The sequence below is a fragment of the Polynucleobacter sp. P1-05-14 genome (assembly GCF_018881675.1).
Lineage (GTDB): Bacteria > Pseudomonadota > Gammaproteobacteria > Burkholderiales > Burkholderiaceae > Polynucleobacter.
This window is the reverse complement of record NZ_JACVPV010000029.1, coordinates 353148-375446: the sequence shown is the minus strand read 5'-3', so window position 1 is coordinate 375446 and position 22299 is coordinate 353148. Positions and strand designations below refer to the sequence as shown.

At 46.3% G+C, this 22299-nt stretch carries 23 protein-coding genes; 17 read left to right on the top strand and 6 right to left on the bottom strand.

Features of this window, described 5'->3' with window-relative positions; translation table 11 throughout:
• Positions 1–151: 151 nt before the first annotated feature.
• The 14 genes from pyrH to ICN37_RS10350 are packed head-to-tail and all read left to right on the top strand — an operon-like array spanning position 152 to position 13287.
• The gene (gene pyrH / locus ICN37_RS10415; RefSeq protein ID WP_215321690.1) at positions 152–862 is read left to right on the top strand and encodes a UMP kinase; all 711 of its coding nucleotides are present in this window, start codon (positions 152–154) and stop codon (positions 860–862) included.
• An 11-nt stretch (positions 863–873) separates the two neighbouring features.
• Positions 874–1434, top strand: coding sequence for a ribosome recycling factor (gene frr / locus ICN37_RS10410; protein ID WP_215321691.1), 561 nt, complete (start codon positions 874–876; stop codon positions 1432–1434).
• A 24-nt stretch (positions 1435–1458) separates the two neighbouring features.
• Positions 1459–2232 carry an isoprenyl transferase gene (locus ICN37_RS10405; RefSeq protein ID WP_215321692.1) on the top strand — a complete coding sequence of 258 codons (774 nt, stop codon included), beginning with the start codon at positions 1459–1461 and terminating at the stop codon, positions 2230–2232.
• Positions 2233–2260: 28 nt separating this feature from the next.
• A complete protein-coding gene (locus tag ICN37_RS10400; RefSeq protein ID WP_215321693.1) occupies positions 2261–3088 on the top strand; it encodes a phosphatidate cytidylyltransferase in 828 nt (275 codons plus the stop codon).
• On the top strand, positions 3088–4284 hold the full coding sequence (ispC, locus tag ICN37_RS10395; RefSeq protein ID WP_216157334.1) for a 1-deoxy-D-xylulose-5-phosphate reductoisomerase: 1197 nt from the start codon (positions 3088–3090) through the stop codon (positions 4282–4284). The genes ICN37_RS10400 and ispC overlap by 1 nt, the downstream gene beginning before the upstream one ends.
• Entirely contained in the window at positions 4272–5405 is a 1134-nt protein-coding gene (locus ICN37_RS10390; protein ID WP_216157331.1) for an RIP metalloprotease, read from the top strand. The genes ispC and ICN37_RS10390 overlap by 13 nt, the downstream gene beginning before the upstream one ends.
• 5 nt (positions 5406–5410) lie before the next feature.
• Positions 5411–7741 (top strand): outer membrane protein assembly factor BamA, encoded by a 2331-nt coding sequence (bamA, locus tag ICN37_RS10385; protein WP_370623847.1) that lies wholly within the window; start codon positions 5411–5413, stop codon positions 7739–7741.
• A gap of 18 nt (positions 7742–7759) precedes the next feature.
• A complete protein-coding gene (locus ICN37_RS10380) occupies positions 7760–8287 on the top strand; it encodes an OmpH family outer membrane protein (RefSeq protein ID WP_216157329.1) in 528 nt (175 codons plus the stop codon).
• A gap of 5 nt (positions 8288–8292) precedes the next feature.
• A complete protein-coding gene (lpxD, locus tag ICN37_RS10375) occupies positions 8293–9360 on the top strand; it encodes a UDP-3-O-(3-hydroxymyristoyl)glucosamine N-acyltransferase (RefSeq protein WP_216157326.1) in 1068 nt (355 codons plus the stop codon).
• 46 nt (positions 9361–9406) lie between these two features.
• Positions 9407–9856, top strand: a complete 450-nt coding sequence (gene fabZ / locus ICN37_RS10370; RefSeq protein ID WP_072583028.1) for a 3-hydroxyacyl-ACP dehydratase FabZ — start codon at positions 9407–9409, stop codon at positions 9854–9856.
• Positions 9856–10653: an acyl-ACP--UDP-N-acetylglucosamine O-acyltransferase gene (lpxA, locus tag ICN37_RS10365; RefSeq protein ID WP_072583027.1), complete on the top strand. Its 798-nt coding sequence runs from the start codon at positions 9856–9858 to the stop codon at positions 10651–10653. Before fabZ ends, lpxA begins: the two co-directional genes overlap by 1 nt.
• Positions 10654–10657: 4 nt before the next feature.
• Positions 10658–11869: a lipid-A-disaccharide synthase gene (gene lpxB, locus ICN37_RS10360; RefSeq protein ID WP_370623846.1), complete on the top strand. Its 1212-nt coding sequence runs from the start codon at positions 10658–10660 to the stop codon at positions 11867–11869.
• The gene (gene rnhB / locus ICN37_RS10355; RefSeq protein ID WP_216157320.1) at positions 11866–12459 is read left to right on the top strand and encodes a ribonuclease HII; all 594 of its coding nucleotides are present in this window, start codon (positions 11866–11868) and stop codon (positions 12457–12459) included. Before lpxB ends, rnhB begins: the two co-directional genes overlap by 4 nt.
• A 3-nt stretch (positions 12460–12462) precedes the next feature.
• Entirely contained in the window at positions 12463–13287 is an 825-nt protein-coding gene (locus ICN37_RS10350; RefSeq protein WP_216157317.1) for an RNA methyltransferase, read from the top strand.
• A 16-nt stretch (positions 13288–13303) separates the two neighbouring features.
• Here ICN37_RS10350 and ICN37_RS10345 read toward each other — a convergent pair whose 3' ends face one another.
• Entirely contained in the window at positions 13304–14131 is an 828-nt protein-coding gene (locus tag ICN37_RS10345) for a pyruvate, water dikinase regulatory protein (RefSeq protein ID WP_215321707.1), read from the bottom strand.
• Between the two features lie 106 nt (positions 14132–14237).
• Between ICN37_RS10345 and ppsA the strand changes: the two genes are divergently transcribed.
• The gene (gene ppsA, locus ICN37_RS10340; protein ID WP_255538513.1) at positions 14238–16643 is read left to right on the top strand and encodes a phosphoenolpyruvate synthase; all 2406 of its coding nucleotides are present in this window, start codon (positions 14238–14240) and stop codon (positions 16641–16643) included.
• Positions 16644–16731: 88 nt separating this feature from the next.
• Here the strand turns inward: ppsA and ICN37_RS10335 are convergent, their stop codons facing one another.
• The 5 genes from ICN37_RS10335 to smpB all read right to left on the bottom strand — a co-directional run bounded on the left by ICN37_RS10335 (position 16732) and on the right by smpB (position 21490).
• The gene (locus tag ICN37_RS10335; protein ID WP_216157314.1) at positions 16732–17616 is read right to left on the bottom strand and encodes a peptidase; all 885 of its coding nucleotides are present in this window, start codon (positions 17614–17616) and stop codon (positions 16732–16734) included.
• 56 nt (positions 17617–17672) lie between these two features.
• Positions 17673–18470, bottom strand: a complete 798-nt coding sequence (locus tag ICN37_RS10330; RefSeq protein WP_215321709.1) for a transglutaminase family protein — start codon at positions 18468–18470, stop codon at positions 17673–17675.
• 17 nt (positions 18471–18487) lie between these two features.
• Complete coding sequence (locus ICN37_RS10325; protein WP_216157311.1) at positions 18488–19465, bottom strand: alpha-E domain-containing protein; 978 nt, start codon at positions 19463–19465, stop codon at positions 18488–18490.
• 26 nt (positions 19466–19491) lie between these two features.
• Complete coding sequence (locus tag ICN37_RS10320) at positions 19492–20904, bottom strand: circularly permuted type 2 ATP-grasp protein (RefSeq protein WP_215322276.1); 1413 nt, start codon at positions 20902–20904, stop codon at positions 19492–19494.
• Positions 20905–21037: 133 nt separating this feature from the next.
• A complete protein-coding gene (smpB, locus tag ICN37_RS10315) occupies positions 21038–21490 on the bottom strand; it encodes an SsrA-binding protein SmpB (RefSeq protein ID WP_072583017.1) in 453 nt (150 codons plus the stop codon).
• A gap of 25 nt (positions 21491–21515) precedes the next feature.
• Here smpB and ICN37_RS10310 point away from each other — a divergent pair, with 25 nt between their 5' ends.
• Entirely contained in the window at positions 21516–21947 is a 432-nt protein-coding gene (locus tag ICN37_RS10310; protein WP_216157308.1) for a type II toxin-antitoxin system RatA family toxin, read from the top strand.
• The gene (locus tag ICN37_RS10305) at positions 21925–22290 is read left to right on the top strand and encodes an RnfH family protein (RefSeq protein ID WP_370623839.1); all 366 of its coding nucleotides are present in this window, start codon (positions 21925–21927) and stop codon (positions 22288–22290) included. Before ICN37_RS10310 ends, ICN37_RS10305 begins: the two co-directional genes overlap by 23 nt.
• The last annotated feature ends 9 nt before the right edge of the window (positions 22291–22299 follow it).

The following is a 22299-nucleotide window of genomic DNA, read 5'->3' as shown; positions in this document are numbered from 1 at the left end:
ATACCCAAAAGGGCATAGAAACCTTAGTTTCTGTGCCCTTTTCTTTGATCCTTCTCAAGCCCTTTATAATTTGGCAGAGATATTAAAAAGTGCTTAAAGATCAATAAGCTAAGTAAGTAAATTACTTGGCAAATTACGGAAAATAAAAAACATGCCAGCCTACAAACGAGTCCTCCTAAAACTATCTGGTGAAGCCCTTATGGGCGATGATGCTTTTGGCATCAATCCAATCACTATCGATTCCATGGTTAAGGAAATCGCCGCTATTGTGAATATCGGAGTGGAGCTAGCGATTGTGATTGGCGGCGGAAATATTTTCCGCGGAGTTGCAGGTGGTGCCGCCGGCATGGATCGCGCAACTGCCGATTACATGGGTATGTTGGCAACCATGATGAATTCTTTAGCATTGCAAGATGCGTTGCGTCAAAAAGGTGTTGAAGCGCGCGTGCAATCTGCACTCCGTATGGATCAAGTGGTTGAGCCCTACATTCGTCCACGCGCAATTCGCGCGATGGGTGAAGGGAAAGTGGTTATTTTCGCAGCGGGTACGGGTAATCCATTCTTCACTACTGATACTGCTGCCGCTCTGCGTGGGGCTGAGATGGGTGTTGAGATTATGCTCAAAGCAACGAAGGTGGATGGTATTTACAGTGCCGATCCAGTAAAAGATCCAACTGCCACCTTATATAAAACCATTACGTTTGACGAAGCATTAATCAAGAATCTGCAAGTCATGGATGCAACTGCATTTGCATTGTGCCGCGATCGCAAATTACCAATCAAAGTATTTTCAATTCTCAAGCCAGGCGCATTAATGCGTGTAGTGCAAGGTGAACCTGAAGGTACTTTAGTACACGTTTAATAGGAGGCCTGATGTCCGCAGCAGAAATTAAAACCAATACCGATCAAAAGATGCAAAAGTCTCTTGAGGCTTTGAAGACCAATTTAGCCAAGATTCGCTCTGGCCGTGCTAACCCAGGAATTCTGGAGCATATTCAGGTGGATTACTACGGTAATCCAACACCATTAAGTCAGGTTGCCAGCCTAGGCTTAGCGGATGCGCGCACCATTAATGTTCAACCATTTGAAAAGACGATGGTTGCGGTTATTGAAAAAGCGATTCGTGATTCAGACTTGGGTCTAAATCCAGCCTCTCAAGGCACGGTAATCCGCGTGCCAATGCCTGCTTTGACTGAAGAGCGTCGCCGCGACCTCACTAAGGTTGTGAAGAATGAGGGTGAAGAAACTAAGATTGCTGTTCGTAATTTACGTCGCGACGCGAATGAGCATTTAAAGCGTCTCACTAAGGATAAAGAAATTTCCGAAGATGAAGAGCGTCGCGCTACTGATGACATACAGAAGATGACGGATAAAGCAGTGATCGATGTCGATAAGATCGTTTCTGAAAAAGAAAAAGAAATCATGACGGTTTAAGGCCGTTTTGTATTTTTAGCCCCCATGACTCAACACTCTAGTTCCACCCTAGCCATCCCAGAGGTGAGTGCTATACCTCGCCATGTGGCGATCATCATGGATGGTAATGGGCGTTGGGCTAGTAAGCGCATGATGCCTCGCGTTGCGGGGCACTCAGAAGGTTTGAGCGCTGTGCGAAAAATCGTTGAAGAATGCCGCAAGCTTGGTGTTGAATACCTTACGGTATTTGCCTTTAGTTCAGAGAACTGGCGACGACCACCAGAAGAGGTAGGTTTCTTGATGAAGTTATTCCTGAAGTCACTGAAGGGTGAAGTGTCTCGTTTGGCGGAAAATGATATTGCTTTGCGTTTAATTGGCGACTTGAGCCGTTTTGATTCTGCTATCCAGGAGATGGTGCAATTCTCAGAACAAAAGACTGCCGGGTGCAAAGGGTTAACTTTTACGATTGCTGCTAACTATGGTGGTCGCTGGGATATCTTGCAGGCAATGCGCCAATGCCTTTCTGCTAATCCCAATTTAAAGCCAGAACAGGTTACTGAAGAATTGCTTCAGCCACATCTTTCAATGGCTTACGCACCAGAGCCGGATTTGTTTATTCGTACCGGTGGTGAGCAGCGTGTAAGCAATTTCTTGTTATGGCAGCTTGCATACACCGAGCTGTACTTCACAGATATTTTGTGGCCTGACTTTGATGAAAAAGAATTGCACAAGGCGTTTGACTGGTTTAGCCAGCGCGAGCGCCGTTTTGGTCGTACCAGTGCTCAGCTTGCATCTCAAGCCGTGAGCGATGCAGTTTGACGCTGCTAATTACTAAGTTTAATTCCCCATGTTAAAAACCCGAGTCATTACCGCCCTTGTTCTATTGGCGGTATTGCTGCCTATTCTATTTTTACTCCCCGCAATGTACATTGGCGTATTCTTTTTGGTGGCATTGTTGGCCGCTGCTTGGGAGTGGAGTCGCTTATTAGCGCCTGAGGCAGGACGTGCTGCCTGGCTATACGCATTATTTTGCTTGGCCATTATTTTGTTTTTTCTAGGCATGCAGAATGCCTCCTGGCAATTCGCTTTATTACTTCTAGCTGTCATTTTCTGGTTCTTTATTGCGCCATTTATATTAGCCAAAGGCATGAATCTTTCGCTGGAAAAGCTGCGACCTTTTTATGTGGTGCTCGGCTTCATTTTATTGCCAGCCACTTGGTTTGCATTGGTGTTCTTACGTGAGTTAGGCCTGATCTTTTTGCTTAGTAGTATGGCTCTAGTGTGGATTGCCGATATTGGTGCTTACTTTGTTGGTAAGGCGTTTGGTAAACACAAGCTTGCCGTGCAAATTAGTCCGGGTAAATCGATTGAAGGTGCTATCGGCGGTTTAATACTTTGCTATGTTTATGCATTCTTGTGCGTTTACTTTTTGCCTTTTGAATCGACTTTGTTTGGCGCCTGGGCCATTCGCTTTGGTTGGGTTCCCATGTTCCTCATGGTGACGGTATTAACGGCCTTCAGTATTTTTGGGGACTTATTTGAGTCTCAGTTAAAGCGTTTAGCTGGCGTCAAAGACTCCAGTCATTTATTGCCAGGACATGGTGGCGTATTGGATCGGGTAGATGCTTTGATTCCGGCAATGCCCATCGCAGCGCTCTTGGCGGGATTTGTGTAATGCCAGTCAAGCAGGTCGCTATCCTAGGCTCTACTGGCTCCATCGGCGTTAATACGCTCGATGTGATTCGTGCCCACCCAGATCGCTTTAGGGTAGTCGCACTTACCGCAGCAAAGCAGGTAGATTTGCTGGCTGAGCAATGTGCTGAATTTAGACCCAATATTGCGGTAGTAGCGGATGCTGATGGCGCCGCTCGCTTAAGTAAGATTTTGCTCGAGAAAAAAATCAATACCCAGGTCTTGCATGGACCGCAAGCTTTAGTTGGCGCTGTTACTGAATCGAATTGCGATACCGTTATGGCTGCGATTGTAGGTGCCGCAGGATTGGTGCCTACCTTGGCTGCTGCAAAAGCTGGCAAAAGAGTGTTACTCGCCAATAAAGAAGCCTTGGTGATGTCTGGCGATTTGTTTATGCAGGCGATGAAGGCGGGGGGCGGAGAATTACTGCCAATCGATAGTGAGCACAATGCCATCTTTCAGTGCCTACCAAATCAATTTTCTAAAGCCCCTAATCCGAGTTTGGGGGTTGAAGAGCTATGGTTGACTGCCTCCGGTGGACCATTCAGAAATACGCCACTTGATCAATTGGCCGGCATTACTCCCGAGCAAGCTTGCGCACATCCGAACTGGGTGATGGGTAGAAAAATTTCGGTTGATTCTGCGACGATGATGAACAAAGGCCTTGAAGTGATCGAGGCGTTTTGGTTGTTTGGTTTGCCTTTAGAAAAAATTAAAGTATTAATCCATCCGCAAAGCGTTGTGCATTCAATGGTTCGTTATCGTGACGGTTCTGTGCTTGCTCAACTGGGTCAGCCCGATATGCGAACCCCTATTGCTTATGGTCTAGCATGGCCAGAGCGTATCGAAGCAGGTGTAGCCCCGCTCAGTTTGACGCAGTTGGCAAACTTAAGTTTTACTGATCCAGAGCTAGAACGTTTCCCTTGTCTTTCTTTGGCGTTTGCTGCTGCTACGGCTGGTGGTACTGCACCGGCTGTTCTGAATGCTGCTAATGAAATTGCAGTAGCAGCATTCTTAGATGAAGGTCTGCCGTATTTACAAATTCCGCATGTAGTGGAGAGCGTGTTGAACTCTATTTCTTCCGTCAATGCAGACTCGCTAGAATTAATTTTGGATGTGGATGCTCGTGCTCGTCAGGCGGCACAAGTGGTAGTGAAGGATATTCTTTGCAGGCATTAATTACTCTTGCAGCTTTTTTGTTAACCCTGGGCGTGTTGGTTAGCTTTCATGAGTTCGGCCATTTTTTTGCAGCTCGCTGTTGCGGGGTTCGAGTCCTTCGCTTTGCTGTTGGCTTTGGTAAACCGTTATTCACTTACCGCGCAAAAAATAAAACAGAGTGGGTATTGGCTGCAATCCCATTGGGCGGCTATGTGAAATTGCTCGATGGTCGAGATCGTCAGCAAGTGATTGCTCCCGCTGATGAATCTGAAGCGTTTGATCAAAAGTCCTTATGGCAGAGATCTTTGATTGTGGCCGCGGGCCCATTAGCCAATTTCTTTTTAGCGATTGTCTTTTTTGCCCTGATCTATATTTCTGGCGCCCCACAATTACCAGCCGTTCTGCAAAACCCCCCTGAGCATTCTGTTGCTGCCAAGCTGGGGGTAATAGCGGGTGATCGGGTAATTGGTTGGCAGAATTTGGGGTCTGAAGAGGGTGGCACGCCCCTTTTGGGGGATTTTGACCCCGTACCGAGCTGGAATGCCTTGCGTTGGAGCTTGATGGATGCGCTTACCGGAGCGGGAGGATTTGCTCTAGAGTTAGAAACGCCTACTGGTGGAAGCTCAATAAAGTCCTTTCATGCTAATGAGTTACCCAAAATTAGCCCTCATCAGGATCCGATATTGGCCCTGGGCATTCTGCCTGCACTAACACCGCTGGCGCAATGGCAGGACCTGAAATTAGGGCCGGTAGACGCCCTCATTTTTGCCACAAAGAGGGTGTGGGTAATTACGAAGGTTTCTGCAAGGCTAATGGCTGGTTTGTTTGCCGGTAATACCTCCTTAAAACAGCTGGGTGGACCCCTCAGTATTGCGGACATGGCTGGGAAATCAGCCCAGGTAGGGTGGCAGCCATTTTTGGCCTTTTTGGCACTTATGAGCATTAGCATTGGTTTGTTGAATTTGCTCCCCTTTCCGATGCTTGATGGGGGTCAGCTACTGTATGATGCATGGGAGTTGGTCGCTGGTAAGCAGATTTCGACATCAACGCAGGAGCGCCTCCAAAAAGTGGGCTTTATTTTGCTGATCTCTATGTCATTACTGGCCTTGTTTAACGATTTACAACGCTATATTTCGCCTTGAATCCTCTGACACGTTCTTTCCGTATTTTTGCCCGATTTATTACCCATATCTTGGTATTTTCCGCGCTTGGGTTGAGTTTGAATGCCTCTGCGGCCGAGTCATTTGTGGTGAAAGATATTCGCGTTGAAGGTTTGCAGCGCGTAGAGGCTGGAACGGTATTTAGTTATTTGCCCGTTCAAGTAGGCGATACCTTTACCGAAGAAAAAGGTGCCGAATCGATTAAGGCCTTGTATAGCACTGGGTTCTTCAGGGATGTGCAAATTCAAGAGCAGGGCAACGTTCTGATTGTGATCGTGGAAGAGCGCCCAACCATTTCTCGTATTGAATTTACGGGAATGAAAGAGTTTGATCCCGAGATCGTGCGTAAGTCCTTAAAAACAGTGGGTGTTGCTGAAGCGCGTTTTTACGACAAAGCCCTGATTGATAAGGCCGAGCAAGAATTAAAGCGCCAATACGTTGGTAAAGGTATGTATGCGGCTGAGGTAGTCGCTACGGTTACCCCGGTTGAACGTAACCAAGTTGCTATTTACTTTAATATTGATGAAGGCCCTGTTGCCAAAATTCAAGAGATTAACTTTATTGGTAATGAAGTCTTTAGCGAGGGTACGCTAAAAAGCGAGATGCAGTTAAAAACCGGCGGTTGGTTGTCTTGGTACAGCAAAGACAATCTTTATTCTAAGCAAAAGTTAACTGCCGACTTAGAGTCCATTCGATCTTATTACCTTAATCGTGGTTATCTCGAGTTTGTAATTGAGTCCACTCAGGTGTCGATTACCCCGGATAAAAAGGGCATCTACCTCACCATTAGTATTCGTGAAGGTAAAAAATTTACCGTTAAGGATGTGCGCTTAGCAGGAGAAACTTTAGGCAAAGAAGCAGAGTTGATGCAGTTGGTTGTTTTGAAGCCTGGGGATACTTTCTCATCAGCTAAATTAACCGAGAGCACCAAGGCAATTGCTGAGATATTGGGTTCTTATGGCTATGCATTCGCAACCATCAATCCGCAACCTGATATTCGTCGTGACGTTGCCGAGGTTGACCTTACATTAGTGGTTGATCCGGGGCGTCGTATCTATGTACGCCAAGTGGCAATTTCTGGAAATGCAAAAACTCGTGACATGGTGGTTCGCCGCGAAATGCGTCAGTTCGAAAGCTCTTGGTTTGATAGCGACAAAATCGATTTATCTAAAAAGCGTTTGGGTCGCTTGGGTTATTTCACTGAAACTGATATCACCACGGAAGATGTTCCGGGTTCCCCTGATCAGGTGGATGTGAATGTGAAGGTTACAGAAAAGCCAACGGGTGCCGTCACCCTTGGTGCAGGCTTTTCTTCAACTGAGAAATTGATTTTGTCTGCCGGTGTTAATCAGGATAACGCGTTTGGTACTGGTACTGCGATTGGTTTGAATGCGTCGCTAGGTAAGATTACTCAAAATCTAACGCTCTCAAATTACGACCCGTACTTTACGGAAGATGGCATTAGTCGTTATACCGATCTTTACTATCGTTCATCCAAGCCTTTGTACTATGCTGGCGATCCGGATTATCAAATTAAGTCAGTTGGCTCCAACATTAAATTTGGTGTTCCGTATACCGAAGTTGATCGCGTGTTCTTTGGAACAGGTATTGAGGTGTTCAGTATTTATGCCACCACCAATACGCCGATCCCTTATCAGAATTATGTAACTAGCTATGGTGGAACAGTGCCAGGCCGTTTGCAAACATACAACGTACCCCTAACAGTCGGTTGGGCGCGTGATGGTCGCGATAGCACTTTGATTCCTTCTGACGGTTCATTGCAGCAGCTCTCTGCTGAAGTGGGAACCCCTGTTGGAGACCTCACTTTTTATCGTATTTATGGCCAGTACCAGAAATACCACTCATTCTCAAGAGGCAATATTTTGTCCTTTAATGGTGAGGTTGGCTATGGCGAGGCTTATGGCAGCAAGCCCTTCCCGATTACTAAAAACTACTATGTGGGTGGTATTGGCTCTGTTCGTGGCTATGCTCCTGGCTCTTTGGGCCCTCAGTACTACAACACCATTATTGGTTCCTACCAGCCTACGGGCGGTCAGTCGAAAATTGTTACTAATGTGGAATACACCTTCCCTGTTCCAGGTTCGGGCGTTGATAAGACCTTGCGCCTATTTACCTTCGTGGACGGCGGTAATGCGTTTGGGGAAAACATCAATCTAGTTCTGAGATATTCCTATGGATTGGGTTTATCATGGATATCACCTTTAGGGCCACTGAAATTTAGCTACGGTATTCCGTATAAGTCACAACCAACGGATAACGTTCAGCGTTTGCAGTTCCAAGTGGGTACAGCGTTTTAATTGTTTAAGGAAAGTTTTATGAAGCTTTATCAATCTTCTAAATGGATTCAAGTTGGCGTGATTGCTGCCATGACAGCAATCGCAGCCCCTCAAGTTTTTGCTCAAGATGCAGGAACGCGCGTTGCGGTTGTGAATTCTGAGAAAGTCTTCAACGAGTCCAACCTAGCTAAAGCAATGCAAACTCGTTTGCAAAATGAATTTACTAAGCGCCAGAACGATTTGCGCGATAGCGCTCAAAAAATTAAATCTGCTGCTGAAAAGTTAGATCGTGATGCTGCGGTTATGAATGAAGCTGAGCGCGTGCGTCGCCAACGTGAGTTGGCTGATCAGGATCGTGAACTACAACGCAAGCAACGCGAATTTACTGAAGATCTTAATCAGCGCACTTTTGAGGAGCGCGCCAAGATTGCAGAAAAAGCAAATGCAGTGTTGAAGCAAATTGCAGAACAAAGAAAAATTGATGTCATTGTTCAAGAAGCAGCTTATGTCAGCCCTAAGGCCGATGTAACCGATGACGTTATCAAGGCTTTAAATAGCCAGAAGTAAGCTTTATGCCGACCGCCATTGAGCTGGCCGAACAGTTTCAAGCAAGCTTGGTGGGGGAGGCTTCCCATGGATTTACTGGCCTCGCTCCTTTGGAGCGAGCGCAGCCAGATCAAATCTCCTTCCTTTCCAATCCGCTTTATAGACGGCAAGCTAGTGATAGCGCTGCTGGAGCATTGATTGTTGGCAAGTCTGATTTAGAGTTTTTGCAGGCAAATCCTAGCGCTCATTCCGCAAAGCGGGTGTACTTTGTTTCTAAAAATCCATACGCTACTTTTGCCAGAATGGCGCAACACTTTGCAAAAGTGATTAGCCCAATCTACGCCCCCGGAATACATCCTAGTGCAGTTATTGATTCCACTGCAAGCGTTCCATCTTCCTGCCACATCGGACCATTTGTTCAGATTGGCGAGGGCGTAAAGTTAGGCGAACGTGTTTCTATTCTGGGAAATTCCATCATTGCCAGGGATAGCATTATTGCAAGCGATACGCTGATCTATCCATCTGTTTCTATTTATTACAACACTCAGATTGGTGAGCGTTGCATTATTCATAGCGGCGCAGTCATCGGCGCCGATGGCTTTGGTTTTGCCCCAGACTTTTCTGCTACGGGCGGTGAGTGGGTCAAGATTCCTCAGACGGGGCGAGTGGTCATTGGCAATGATGTCGAGATTGGCGCTTCAACCACAATTGATCGTGGCGCGATGAGTGATACGGTTGTGGGCGCAGGAACAAAAATTGATAATCAGGTGCAAATAGCGCATAACGTAGTAATAGGTAATTGCTGTGTTGTCGCTGGGTGTGCAGCTGTATCTGGAAGTACCAAAATTGGCAATTTCTGCATCATTGGCGGCGCAGCAAACTTTGCGGGTCATCTCACGATTGCCGACAGAACGACGGTGTCTGGTAATACTTCCATTATTCGATCTATTACAGAGCCTGGACAGCATTTCACAGGCGTTTATCCATCAATGCTCCACGGCGCTTGGGAGAAAAACGCTGCTATCTTGCGTGGGCTAGATAAAATACGTCAGCGCTTGCGCTTGTTAGATAAAAACAAATCTACAGAGTCTTGAGATTCTGTAGAACCAAAATTAATATTTACTTTTCAGCGGGTCATTTATGAGCACACCAATCGCAATCGACATCAATAAGATTCTTCAATTGCTACCGCATCGCTACCCATTCCTATTGGTAGACCGCGTATTAGAAATTACCCCGCGTGAAAGCATCACCGCATTAAAAAACGTCACCATGAATGAGCCTTTCTTTCAGGGCCATTTCCCAGATTTCCCAGTCATGCCTGGTGTCTTAATTATTGAGGCTTTAGCTCAAACTGCTGCTTTGCTAACATTCTCTGAAGAACGCGCGGAAGATGCAATCTATTACTTTGCCGGTATTGATGGCGCGCGCTTTAAAAAGCCTGTGTTACCTGGTGATCAGTTAATTATGACTGCCACATTAGAGCGCGGTCGCGCTGGTATTTATAAGTTTGCTGTTAAGGCAACTGTGGATGGTGAGATTGCTGCAGAGGCTAATATCACTTGTGCGGTTCGTACGAAAGGCGCGTAATGACTCGGATTCATGCAACTGCTGTAGTAGACAGTAAGGCTGAGCTAGCTGGCGATGTTGAGGTTGGCCCGTATTCCGTCATTGGTCCTAACGTGAAGATTGGCGCTGGAACTAAAGTGGGCTCTCATACAGTGATTGAGGGTTACACCACAATCGGTGCGCAAAATAGCTTTGCCCATTTTGCGGCCATTGGCGGCCCTCCGCAGGATATGAAATACCGTGGCGAGCCAACCCAGTTGATTATTGGCGATCGCAATACTGTGCGTGAGTTCACTACGATTCATACGGGTACGTCACAAGACGAAGGCATTACTCGCATCGGTAACGATAACTGGATCATGGCTTATGTACACATTGCTCACGATTGCCAGGTTGGCAATCACACGATTTTTTCAAGCAATGCGCAAATAGCTGGCCATGTTCAGGTCGAAGATTGGGCCATCATGGGCGGTATGTCTGGCGTACATCAATTTGTTCGTATTGGTCAACATGCGATGTTGGGTGGTGCTTCTGCACTAGTACAAGATATCCCGCCATTCGTGATTGCTGCGGGTGATAAGGCTTCTCCTCATGGTATTAACGTTGAGGGTTTAAAGCGCCGAGGTTTCTCAAGTGAAACAATTTCGGCCTTGCGTCAAGCCTATAAAGTACTTTATAAGGATGGCCTGAGTTTTGAAGATGCGAAAGTAGAGATTCAGAAGCTGGTTGTTGCTTCAGCGGCAGATGCAGTTACTGCTGAGAAGCTCGCGCAGTTCCATGACTTTATTGCCGCATCAACGCGCGGCATTATTCGGTAACGGAATTACTTTGCCAAAGTTAGCTTGTGTAGCTGGCGAACCTTCTGGCGATCTATTAGCAGCGCCAGTTCTTAGTGCGCTAAATCAAATTCCGGATATGGCCGGCCTTGAAGTTTATGGCATTGGTGGCCCACGCATGCAAGCCGAGGGAATGCGATCCGATTGGCCCATGGAAACCTTAAGTGTGCGAGGTTATGTTGAGGCTATTAAGCAGCTCCCAGCTATTCTGAAACTTCGCAAAGAGCTCATTCAAAATCTCCTCAACGAAGGTCGCCCAGATGTTTATTTAGGAATTGATGCGCCAGATTTTAATTTGGGTGTCGAGTTGCAATTACGTAAAGCAGGTATCCCAACTTTGCATTTGGTCTCACCTTCTATTTGGGCTTGGCGAGCAGGGCGGATCAAAAAGATTTCCCAAGCAGTGGAGCGCATGCTTTGTATCTTTCCTTTTGAGACTGAAATCTATGACAAAGCTGGGGTAGCATCCACTTATGTAGGGCACCCCTTGGCCAGCGAGATTCCACTTGAACCTAATATTCAGCAAGCGCGAGAAAAATTAAGCAAACCCCTCAAAATTCCTACTACTTCACTTGAGGGATTGGTAATTGCCGTCTTGCCTGGAAGCCGTGGATCAGAGATTGAGCTTATAGCCCCCGTCTTTTTTGAAACGATGCAGTTATTAGCCAAGAGATTAAAGGGGCAGAGGCTCAACTTTTTAATTCCGGTGGCAACACCACAATTACGCGAGCCTCTTGAGCAACTTTTACTCAAGACAAAAAACAGCAATCCAGATATTCAGATTCATCTGCTAGATGGCATGGCCGATGAAGTGCTAGAAGCTTCAGACGTAGTGTTAATTGCAAGCGGCACAGCTACCTTACAAGCGGCTTTGTGGAAAAAGCCGATGGTGATTTCTTATAAGGTGCCTTGGTTAACTGCGCAGATCATGAAGCGCCAAGGCTATATGCCTTATGTAGGTCTACCAAACATCTTGTGCGGCGAATTTATTGTTCCTGAGTTTCTGCAAGATGATGCCACTCCAGAAAAACTAGCTCATGCCGTACAGGCTTGGTTAGAGCATCCAGCTAAAGTTGCTAAGCTCAAAGAACGCTTTGCCCAGATGCATGAAACTTTGCGTCGTCCTACGGGTTTATTAGTTGCGCAAGCGATAGCACAAACTATTGCCAATCAACGCAAGAACAAAACAAGCATATGAGTCTGATTTGGATCTGCGGCGTAGATGAAGCAGGGCGAGGACCATTAGTTGGTGCGGTGGTTGCTGGTGCCGTAGTGCTCGATCCCAGTAATCCAATTGAAGGTTTAAAAGATTCTAAGAAATTAACTGCTATTCGTCGTGAATATCTCTATGAGCAGATCATGGAAAAGGCAAAGGCTTGGGGTGTTGGTGAAGCCAGTCCAGCCGAGATTGATGAGATTAACATTTTGCAGGCCACGATGCTGGCAATGCGCAGGGCAATCGAAGATCTAACCACTCGCTTAGGCGCTTGGCCTGATAAAGCGTTGATCGATGGCAATCTTTGCCCAGAGTTGCCAATTGCTGCAGAAGCAATTGTTAAGGGTGATGCTAAGGAGCCTGCAATATCTGCGGCATCGATAGTCGCCAAAGTTACTCGTGATCGACAGATGCAAATATTGCATGAGCGTCATCCAGAATATGGATTTGCACAACATATGGGTTATCCAACGGAAGCCCATTTTGCTGCACTTAAACAATATGGCACATGCGATCAACACAGAAGAAGTTTTTCACCAGTGCGCAAAGTTCTCGAAAATCAAAACCATTAAGTCATGAACTTCGATCTCATCACCTCCAAAGAGAATCCGCTATTTAAGGAGATTCGCAACCTACAGGCCACCGGATCTAAAGGGCAGAAGGCTAGGCTCGCTAGCGGCCAAGCATTATTGGAAGGCATTCATCTAGTTCAAACTTGGGTGGGTGATCCTGCTTTAAGAGCTCTCCTCACATCAGAAGTCGGTCTCAAGAATGTAGAGATCGCACAAGCCGTCTACGAACATCTCGAGATCTGTCCAGAGACCAAGGTATTCCAGTTAGATAGCGCACTCTGGGACTTGCTTTCTGATTTGGTGAATGCGCCACATATTGCAGGCTTACTCGATCTTCCTAGATCCACGCTCACAACACCTCAATCCGTTGCAACCTTTAATGGCGATGTGGTGATATTGGATCGAGTACAAGATGCGGGTAACGTAGGCTCTATTCTGCGCACTGCAGCAGCCGCAGGCTTTACCCAAGTGATTGCTTTATCAGGCTGCGCCCATCTATGGTCTACAAAAGTATTGCGTGCTGGTATGGGCGCTCACAAACTTCTAGATTTATATGAGGGCTGGTCTAACCAACAATTACTGAGTGCCGTGACTGCACCTTTATTGGCGGCTACAGCAGATGCAGAGCAAGACCTTTATTCCCTTAAAAAAGATTTACTCCACCCAGTTGCTTGGGTAATGGGTAGTGAAGGGCAGGGTGTATCAGATGATTTGCTTGCTCAAGCAAGAGGGGTATCGATCCCAATTGATCCAAGGGTGGAATCGCTCAATGTATCTACTGCCGCTGCAGTGTGCCTATTTGAGACTGCACGCGTTAGAAGAGCTTAAATCGCGCTCTTAAAACTTACCCCAGTATTGTTTTATCTGACTTAATTGCCTGCAGCACTGTAGTGGCAATTTCTTCAATGGATTTGCTGGTAGTCAGCACCCATGGGATGGATTGCTTTTTCATCATTGCCGTTGCTTCATTGATTTCATAACGACAGTTTTCGAGCTTGGCGTAGTTACTACCAGGTCTGCGCTCATTACGAATCTCTGAGAGTCGTTCAGCATCAATCATTAAGCCAAAGATTTTTTGACGGTAAGGCACCAGATCTTTCGGGAGCTGTCCTCGTTCAAAGTCTTCTGGAATGAGTGGGTAGTTAGCTGCTTTGAGCCCATACTGCATAGCCAGGTAAAGACTGGTTGGCGTCTTGCCAACCCGGGAGATGCCAATCAGAATGACATCGGCTTCAGCCAGGTTTTGATTGGATTGACCATCATCATGGGCCAAGGAATAGTTAATGGCCTCAATCCGGTTCTTATAGGCCTCGGTATCGGCATTATGGTGAAGGCGGTTCATGGCATGGGTGGATTTCATGCCTAAAGCCTCCTCTAGAGGGGCTACGAAGGTCTGAAACATGTCCAAAATAAGGCCATTTGCCTTGGCCACGATTGCATTGAGCTCGGAGTTCACCAAAGTGGTGAAAACGATGGGTTGCACCCCATATTTAGTGGCCGCTTGATTGACGCTGCTAACGGCATCGTAGGCCTTATCAACGCTATCCACAAAAGGCACTCGAATATGCTTAAAAGTAGCCTCAAATTGGGCCAAAATCGACTGGCTGAAGTTCTCGGCAGTAATGCCGGTGCCGTCAGAGACAATAAAAACAATGCGGGTTTCGTTGGACATGGATTTGGCTTAAAAGTCAGGGTCAGCACTACAATAGAGTCATATTAAAGCACGCCCCCTTTAGGGTGGCCGCTACACCAGTTTCCTTATCTTTTGAGAGTATTTTATGTCCAACCAACAGCAACAAAATAGCAGTATGGCTGATGCCTACGTTTTGCCTTTTGAACAACTCCGCATGACTGATGTTGAATCGGTTGGTGGTAAGAATGCGTCATTAGGAGAGATGATTTCTCAGTTGGCGTCTACTGGGGTTCGTGTTCCTACAGGTTTTGCAACGACTTCGTTAGCATTCCGTGACTTTCTAAAGCACAACAATTTGACTGAGCGCATTCAACAGCGCTTGGAAGGCTTGAATATTGATGATGTGCGCGCATTGGCGCAAGCTGGTGCAGAAATTCGTAGCTGGATTGAGACAGCGCCATTGCAACCAAAGTTGGACGAAGAAATTCGTAAAGCATTTTCTGTATTGGATGACTCTGGTAAAGGTTCATTTGCGGTACGTTCATCAGCTACTGCCGAAGACTTGCCAGATGCTTCTTTTGCTGGTCAGCAAGAAACCTTTTTGAACGTCGAAGGTATTGATGATGTTCTAAAGAAGATTCGTGAAGTATTTGCTTCTTTGTATAACGATCGCGCGATCTCCTACCGTGTTCATAAGGGCTTTGCCCACGCTGAAGTAGCCTTATCTGCTGGTATTCAACGCATGGTTCGTTCTGACTTGGGCGCTGCTGGCGTGATGTTTACTCTGGACACCGAGTCAGGATTTGAGGATGTAGTTTTCATTACCTCAAGCTATGGCTTGGGCGAGACCGTTGTCCAGGGCGCAGTGAACCCGGACGAGTTTTATGTATTTAAAACCACTTTGGCTCAAGATAAGAAGGCGATCATTCGCCGCTCCTTGGGTTCAAAGTTAATTCAAATGCAATTTGCCCCAAAAGGCTCCGCAGAAAAAGTACAAACTGTTGATGTCACCCCAGAAAAGCGTAACCGCTTCTCTTTGGAGGATGCGGATATCACTGAGTTGGCTAAATATGCAGTGATCATTGAAAAGCACTACGGCCGTCCAATGGACATCGAGTGGGGTAAAGATGGTCAAGATGGCCGTATCTATATCTTGCAAGCGCGCCCTGAGACTGTAAAGAGTCAAGCTGCTGGTCAAGTGGAGATGCGCTACAAATTAAAAGGTAGCTCAAAGGTATTGGCAAAAGGTCGTGCGATTGGTCAAAAGATTGGCGCAGGTCCAGTACGCATTATTCGTGACCCAAGCGAGATGGATCGTGTTCAGCCAGGAGATGTCTTGGTTGCCGATATGACTGACCCGAACTGGGAACCAGTCATGAAGCGTGCTTCAGCGATTGTGACTAATCGTGGTGGACGCACATGTCACGCAGCGATCATTGCCCGTGAATTAGGCGTACCTGCGGTTGTTGGTTGCGGTGATGCCACTGAGCACTTGCAAGACGGCATGATGGTGACGGTTTCTTGTGCTGAAGGTGACGAAGGCCATATTTATGATGGCTTGATCGAAACCGAAGTGACTGAAGTATCTCGTGGCGTATTACCAGAGATTCCAGTGAAGATCACCATGAATATCGGCAATCCTCAGTTGGCATTTGATTTCTGCCAGATCCCGAATGCTGGTGTTGGCTTGGCTCGCCTTGAGTTCATTATTAACAACTACATTGGTGTGCATCCACGTGCTGTATTGGAATATCCAAATATTGACCCTGACCTCAAGCGTGCAGTTGAGAGTGTTGCTCGTGGCTATGCAAGCCCACGTCAGTTTTACGAAGACAAGTTGGTTGAGGGTGTAGCAACTATTGCTGCTGCTTTCTATCCAAAGCCAGTGATTGTTCGTTTGTCAGACTTCAAGTCCAATGAATATAAGAAGTTAATTGGCGGATCGCGTTACGAGCCTGATGAAGAGAATCCAATGTTGGGATTCCGTGGTGCGTCACGTTACGTTTCTGAAGACTTTGGCGAAGCCTTTGCTCTCGAGTGCGCAGCAATGAAGCGTGTTCGTGAAGATATGGGCTTGGATAACGTAGAAATCATGGTTCCGTTTGTACGTACTATCAATCAGGCTAAGCGCGTGATCGACATGATGGAGAAGTTTGGTCTGAAGCGTGGTGTGAATGGTTTGCGTCTCATCATGATGTGTGAGATCCCATCTAATGCGATTTTGGCTGATCAGTTCCTGGAGTACTTTGATGGTTTCTCAATCGGCTCAAACGATATGACTCAATTAACATTGGGTCTGGATCGTGACTCCGGTATGGAATTGTTGGCTATCGACTTTGATGAGCGTGATCCAGCGGTAGAGTTCATGATTGCTCGTTCAATTGATGCTTGCCGTAAGCAAAACAAATATGTTGGTATTTGCGGTCAAGGTCCTTCAGATCACCCAGACTTTGCCCGTTGGTTGGTTGAAAAGGGAATTACCTCAATCTCATTAAATCCAGATAGCGTAGTGGCTACTTGGGAGATGTTGGGTAAGAATTTAAAAGCCTAAACCAAAGCAGATAGCGTTAACGCAAAAGGCCTAGATTTTTTCTAGGCCTTTTGTTTGTAAATGCATCCAACACTTCATTAATGGAGGATTATTTTCTCTTTGCAGCCACCTTCTTCGGTGCCATCTTCTTTACGGGGGTAGCCTTAGTTGTTCTTGTGGCCTTTTGAGCTCTCGCCTTAGATGGTGGATGATTGATAGGAACAATCCCCATTTTTTTAGCAGGAGTGGAGATATCACTCGATTTATGAGCGCCGCTCCAGCTGGGTTCCGCTATGGAGTTAAAAGCCTCGCGTAGTTTCTCGCCCCAGGCTTGATGGATCATTGCGAAATAGGGGTTTGCATCATCTAGAGTCACGAGCTTCGTGGCTTTCAGAGAATTTATTTCGTAAACCAACATATCCAGAGGTAGTCCAACCGAAATATTACTTTTCAAGGTGGAGTCCATGGAGATGAGGGCGCACTTAGTTGCCAGATTAAGCGGTGTATTGAAATTGAGTACTCGGTCTAAGATGGGCTTGCCGTACTTAGATTCACCAATCTGGAAATAGCAAGTCTCGGGTGTAGCCTCAATAAAGTTCCCAGCCGAATAAATATTAAATAGGCGCGGTTTCTCACCTTTTACTTGACCACCAAAAATCATATTGCAGTTAAATTCAAGGCCCGATTTTTCAAGTGCGGCATGATCACGTTCATACACTTGTTTAATAGCATCACCCACAACAACAGCAGCTTCATAGGAGTTTTTGGCTGTCCAGAGGTTCTTGCCCTTAAAAAGCTGTCCTTGCAGCAGGATTTCTTTAACGGATTGGGTAATGGCGAGATTGCCCGCACTCATTAAGGTAAAGAAGCGATCCTTGTTTTGAAACAAGGTCATCTTTCTAAAGGTGCCGATTTGGTCGACGCCAGCATTTGTCCGGGTATCGGATAAAAAAACAAGACCATCTTTTAGGCAAAGCCCAACGCAATACGTCATACACAGACCCTCTTCATTATTTCCTGGGATTATCTCTTAAATATCCCAGAGGGTTGCTATAGCAGCTGTTGAATCGAAATGTTAGCGCTGAGTTCTTCTCCACCGCCGCCAGAGCGGACCCCTTTAACAGGCGCGGCGGAATAATAATCTCGACCAATAGCAAGGCGAATATGACGTGAGTCAACTAAGCAGGCGTGGGTGATATCTACGCCAGTCCAGATGCCTTTATCGATATCGCTACAAAAGTCAATCCAAGCATGGCTAGCAAGATTTGGAGATTCTTCTGCAAAGAAATAACCACTGACATATCGAGCGGGAATTCCAGAGGCGCGACAGAGACTTAACATAATGTGGGCATGATCTTGGCAAACACCAGATTTCATGGCGAAGGATTGAGCTGCAGTAGTGGCAAAGTTCGTTTGGCCAGGAGAATACACAATCAAGCCTTGAACTGCCTCAGCAAGTTTAAGTATTTGATCAACTGAATTTTTCTTTGGAATGCCATAAGAGAAATATTCCAACATTTCGTCTGTAGGCTCAGTCAGATTGGTTTGTTGCAGTAAGTAGTAAGGCGAAACTGCTTTAGCATCATCTAAAAACTCATATGCATCTTGTGTATGCACTTCACCTTCAGCCTCAATCATCATTGAGGTGTAAGGGCTCTCCTGCACGAATACACTGCAAAGATTGCCAAAAGTATCTATAGAGCTAGATGCTTTAATTGGCGTGCTAATTCTCCATTTGTCGACTTGTTGGCCAGCGAGAGTAGGAGGCGTCAAGCGCAACTCTTGTATGGAATAACGCACCGGTGTTTCATAGCGATATTCCGTGCGATGGCGAATTTTAAGATGCATATAGTCTTTGTGATTTCTTAGGCAACAGCCAGTGGAATGAGATAAGCATTGCTAAACTCATCGGCTATGTAGTTAATGCGCTCTAAGAAAGCCTCAATAAATTCTTCCAGGCCTTGCTCAAATACCTCATCAATATCAGAGTAATCCAAACTTGCCTTGAGCTTTCCAAGCAAACGTTCAATTTCTTTGGATTGCTGATTCTTAACTTCGGAAATGAGGGGGATTAATTCATTGACGCAGGATACCAAGGAGCGAGGCATCTGTTTATTGAAGATGAGTAGTTGTGCGACTTGTTTTGGTGTGACTTGATCAGAATAAATTTGACGATAGATCTCAAATGCTGAGACGGAGCGCAGTAACGCCGCCCAGTGATAGAAGTCAAAGAATTCACCGTCTGTACCATCTTCCGAGGATTTCTTGGCGCCAAGAACTCTCAGGGCTGCTGGGTCCTCATACTTAGTTTCCAAAATACGTGCGGTGTTGTCGGCGCGTTCTAGCAGGGTTCCCACATTGATAAAGTAAAAGGCCTCATTCTTCAGCATCGTGCCGTATAGAACACCCCTAAAGAGGTGGCAGCGGTGCTTGACCCACTCCAAAAGGCGACTAGGATCAGCTTGATGTCTTGCCTCTAGGATGCGCTGCAGCTCAAGCCACGTAGTGTTTTGGGTTTCCCAAACCTCGGAAGTAATCTTGCCGCGGATAACGCGTGCGTTCTCACGCGCTGCAAAAAGGCAAGAAACGATACTAGAGGGATTACTGGTCTCATAAATCATGAAGTCCAAAACATTCTCACGATTAACGACATCATATTTGCTGAGGAAGGCTTCTTCCAACTTAGAAATAGTGAGTAATTTTTTCCAACTCTGCTCTAAAAACTCTGCAGGCTGTGGAAGTAGTGAGGTTTGATGGTTTACATCGAGCATGCGGGCAGTATTCTCTGCGCGCTCGGTGTAACGGGCCATCCAATAAAGACAATCAGCGGTACGACTCAACATATTTTCTTATTCCCCATACTCTTCATTCACTCTTCCAATACCCAGGTATCTTTAGTTCCGCCACCTTGGGAGGAGTTCACTACTAAAGAGCCTTCTTTGAGTGCAACCCTAGTCAATCCACCAGGAACCATCTTGATAGTTTTGCCTGAGAGAACAAAGGGTCTTAAGTCGATATGTCTTGGAGCAACGCCTGATTCAACAAAGGTAGGGCAGGTGGATAGTGCCAATGTAGGTTGCGCAATATATTTATCTGGATTAGCGATGAGATGAGTTCTAAATTCTTCAATCTCTGCTTTGGTTGATGCCGGACCAACTAACATGCCATATCCACCGGCACCATGGGTCAGCTTCACCACCAACTTATCCAGATTGGCTAATGTATAAGCTAAGTCATCTGCCTTACGGCACTGGAAAGTGGGAACGTTATTAAGAATCGGTTTCTCACCAAGATAAAACTCGATCATCTCGGGTACATATGGGTAGATAGATTTGTCATCAGCAATACCAGTGCCAATTGCATTTGCCAGTGTCACGTTACCAGCGCGGTGTGCAGATAAGAGTCCTGCAACACCCAGAGTGGAGTCAGAGCGAAATGCCAACGGATCCAAGAAGTCATCATCAACGCGGCGATAGATTACATCAACGCGCTCAGGCCCTTGAGTAGTTCGCATAAAGACTTGTTCATTTTTCACAAATAAGTCTTTACCCTCTACTAACTCAACACCCATCTGCTGCGCGAGGTAGCTGTGCTCAAAGTAAGCGGAGTTATACATGCCTGGAGTCAACACAACAACGTTTGGTTTTTTAACGTCATCCGGTTTAACTGACTTGAGGCATTCCAATAAAAGATCGGGGTAGTGCTCTACAGGAGCAATGCGATATTTTTGAAAGAGGTCAGGGAAGAGTCGCATCATCATCTTGCGGTCTTCAACCATATAAGACACGCCAGATGGAACTCGCAAGTTATCTTCTAAAACGTAGAACTCACCTTCGCCGGCGCGAACGATATCGATTCCAGCAATTTGTGCGTAGATGTCGCGCGGTATGCTGACGTTGCGCATTTCGGGGCGATATTGCGCATTGTTATAAATCTGTTCAGCTGGAACAATGCCTGCCTTAATAATGTCTTCATCGTGATACACGTCGTAGATAAAGCGATTAAGTGCTTTGACTCGTTGGCGTAATCCAGCTTCTAATTGCTCCCACTCTTTGGCAGTAAAGATGCGCGGTACTTGATCGAAAGGAATGGTTCTTTCTGAACCTAGGTCATCTCCATAGACGGCGAAGGTGATGCCCACTCTTCTAAAGATCAGATCTGCTTCAGCGCGTTTGAGACCCATGAGGGTGTCACTTTGCTGCTTCAGCCAGTTGTGAAAGATTTGGTAGTGGGGACGCGCTTTGCCTGCGGCGTCGAGCATTTCGTCAAAAGGCAATTTCATAGTTACCAAACTAATGCCTTTATAAAAGCTGGAATGACTCATTTGAAGCGGCTTGGTGCCGAATTGCACTATAAAGGTGCATAAATGCTCAAATATTCGCTCCTAAGGGTAGTCTACCCCAGTTTTTCTGGGATTAAGCGTTTAAATCGCCTCTGGCAATGCGACCTTTTTGGACTTCCCACTCACGTTCTTTAGTGGCTGCGCGTTTGTCATGTTGCTTTTTGCCTCTGGCTAGACCAATCTCACACTTCACATTTCCTTTGGAGAAATGTAGGTTGAGCGGCACCAGGGTGTAGCCCTTTTGCTCTACTTTGCCGATGAGTTTTTTAATTTCGATAGCATTGAGCAGGAGCTTTCTAGTGCGGGTGCTATCGGGAACGATATGGGTGGAGGCTGAGAGTAGGGGGGTGATATGGCAGCCGATCAAAAATAGCTCCGCCTTGCGAATGACAACATACGCTTCTTTGACGTGCACGCGCCCTGCTCGGATGGCTTTCACTTCCCAGCCTTCCAACACAAGCCCTGCCTCAAAGCGCTCCTCGATAAAATAATCAAAGAAGGCTTTTTTGTTATCGACGATACTCATATTTATTTAGCTCTCAAGAACGATTATGGCAGACGTCTACAAGACCGTTTTAATTGGCCAATCAGCCGACCGTATGTACGGCTTAGTGACCGATGTCGCCCACTATCCTGAGTTCCTGCCTTGGTGTGGCGGGGTAGAAATTTTTGAGCAGACTGAGACCGTGCTCGACGCCAAAATTAATATTCATTTCAAGGGCATTACCCAGTATTTTCATACTCGAAATGTGAATCACCGCCCTGAAACGATTGATATGGTCTTTGTAGACGGCCCGTTTAAGCACTTCTCTGGGCAGTGGAACTTTATCCCTTTGCGGGAAGATGCTTGTAAGGTGGAGTTCAAGCTGCACTGGGAGTTCAAGAGCGTCATTCTGGACAAGATTATTGGCCCAGTATTTGGACATATAGCCGGCACCTTTGTTGACTGCTTTGTAAAGCGTGCCGAAGACCTCTATGGCTGAGCGCTCGCTTGACCTCATTCTCTGTGATGCCAGGCAGGGTAAGCCAGAACTTAAGGCGTTCAAGCTCCTTCTATCAGCCAAAGAGTCACCTACGATTGGTCTAGCCCTCATTAGAGCTGGAATCGCAGTTGGTCCAGACGACCCTGTTTTAGCCAGAAAAGGCTGCTTCGGGGTCTTTGGTAAGCGCAAGGACTGGGATAGTCCCATTTATCCTGGAGATCGTCTAGAGCTCTATTCCCCGCTATTAATCGACCCTAAGACGGTTCGGCGTAAGAAGGCTAATCAGAACCAGGATGCCAAATTCCAGGCTGCCGCAGCTAAAAGAAAGGCTAGGAGGCTATAATCTGTTTTT

Coding starts and splice junctions, on each gene's coding strand:
- pyrH (WP_215321690.1), top strand. CDS start 152: ATGCCAGCCTACAAACGAGTCCTCCTAAAACTATCTGGTGAAGCCCTT.
- ICN37_RS10405 (WP_215321692.1), top strand. CDS start 1,459: ATGACTCAACACTCTAGTTCCACCCTAGCCATCCCAGAGGTGAGTGCT.
- frr (WP_215321691.1), top strand. CDS start 874: ATGTCCGCAGCAGAAATTAAAACCAATACCGATCAAAAGATGCAAAAG.
- ICN37_RS10350 (WP_216157317.1), top strand. CDS start 12,463: ATGAACTTCGATCTCATCACCTCCAAAGAGAATCCGCTATTTAAGGAG.
- fabZ (WP_072583028.1), top strand. CDS start 9,407: ATGAGCACACCAATCGCAATCGACATCAATAAGATTCTTCAATTGCTA.
- smpB (WP_072583017.1), bottom strand. CDS start 21,490: ATGAGTATCGTCGATAACAAAAAAGCCTTCTTTGATTATTTTATCGAG.
- ICN37_RS10335 (WP_216157314.1), bottom strand. CDS start 17,616: ATGACGTATTGCGTTGGGCTTTGCCTAAAAGATGGTCTTGTTTTTTTA.
- ICN37_RS10345 (WP_215321707.1), bottom strand. CDS start 14,131: ATGTCCAACGAAACCCGCATTGTTTTTATTGTCTCTGACGGCACCGGC.
- ICN37_RS10310 (WP_216157308.1), top strand. CDS start 21,516: ATGGCAGACGTCTACAAGACCGTTTTAATTGGCCAATCAGCCGACCGT.
- ICN37_RS10320 (WP_215322276.1), bottom strand. CDS start 20,904: ATGAAATTGCCTTTTGACGAAATGCTCGACGCCGCAGGCAAAGCGCGT.
- lpxA (WP_072583027.1), top strand. CDS start 9,856: ATGACTCGGATTCATGCAACTGCTGTAGTAGACAGTAAGGCTGAGCTA.
- ICN37_RS10400 (WP_215321693.1), top strand. CDS start 2,261: ATGTTAAAAACCCGAGTCATTACCGCCCTTGTTCTATTGGCGGTATTG.
- ICN37_RS10325 (WP_216157311.1), bottom strand. CDS start 19,465: ATGTTGAGTCGTACCGCTGATTGTCTTTATTGGATGGCCCGTTACACC.
- rnhB (WP_216157320.1), top strand. CDS start 11,866: ATGAGTCTGATTTGGATCTGCGGCGTAGATGAAGCAGGGCGAGGACCA.
- ICN37_RS10330 (WP_215321709.1), bottom strand. CDS start 18,470: ATGCATCTTAAAATTCGCCATCGCACGGAATATCGCTATGAAACACCG.
- ispC (WP_216157334.1), top strand. CDS start 3,088: ATGCCAGTCAAGCAGGTCGCTATCCTAGGCTCTACTGGCTCCATCGGC.
- lpxD (WP_216157326.1), top strand. CDS start 8,293: ATGCCGACCGCCATTGAGCTGGCCGAACAGTTTCAAGCAAGCTTGGTG.
- ICN37_RS10380 (WP_216157329.1), top strand. CDS start 7,760: ATGAAGCTTTATCAATCTTCTAAATGGATTCAAGTTGGCGTGATTGCT.
- ppsA (WP_255538513.1), top strand. CDS start 14,238: ATGTCCAACCAACAGCAACAAAATAGCAGTATGGCTGATGCCTACGTT.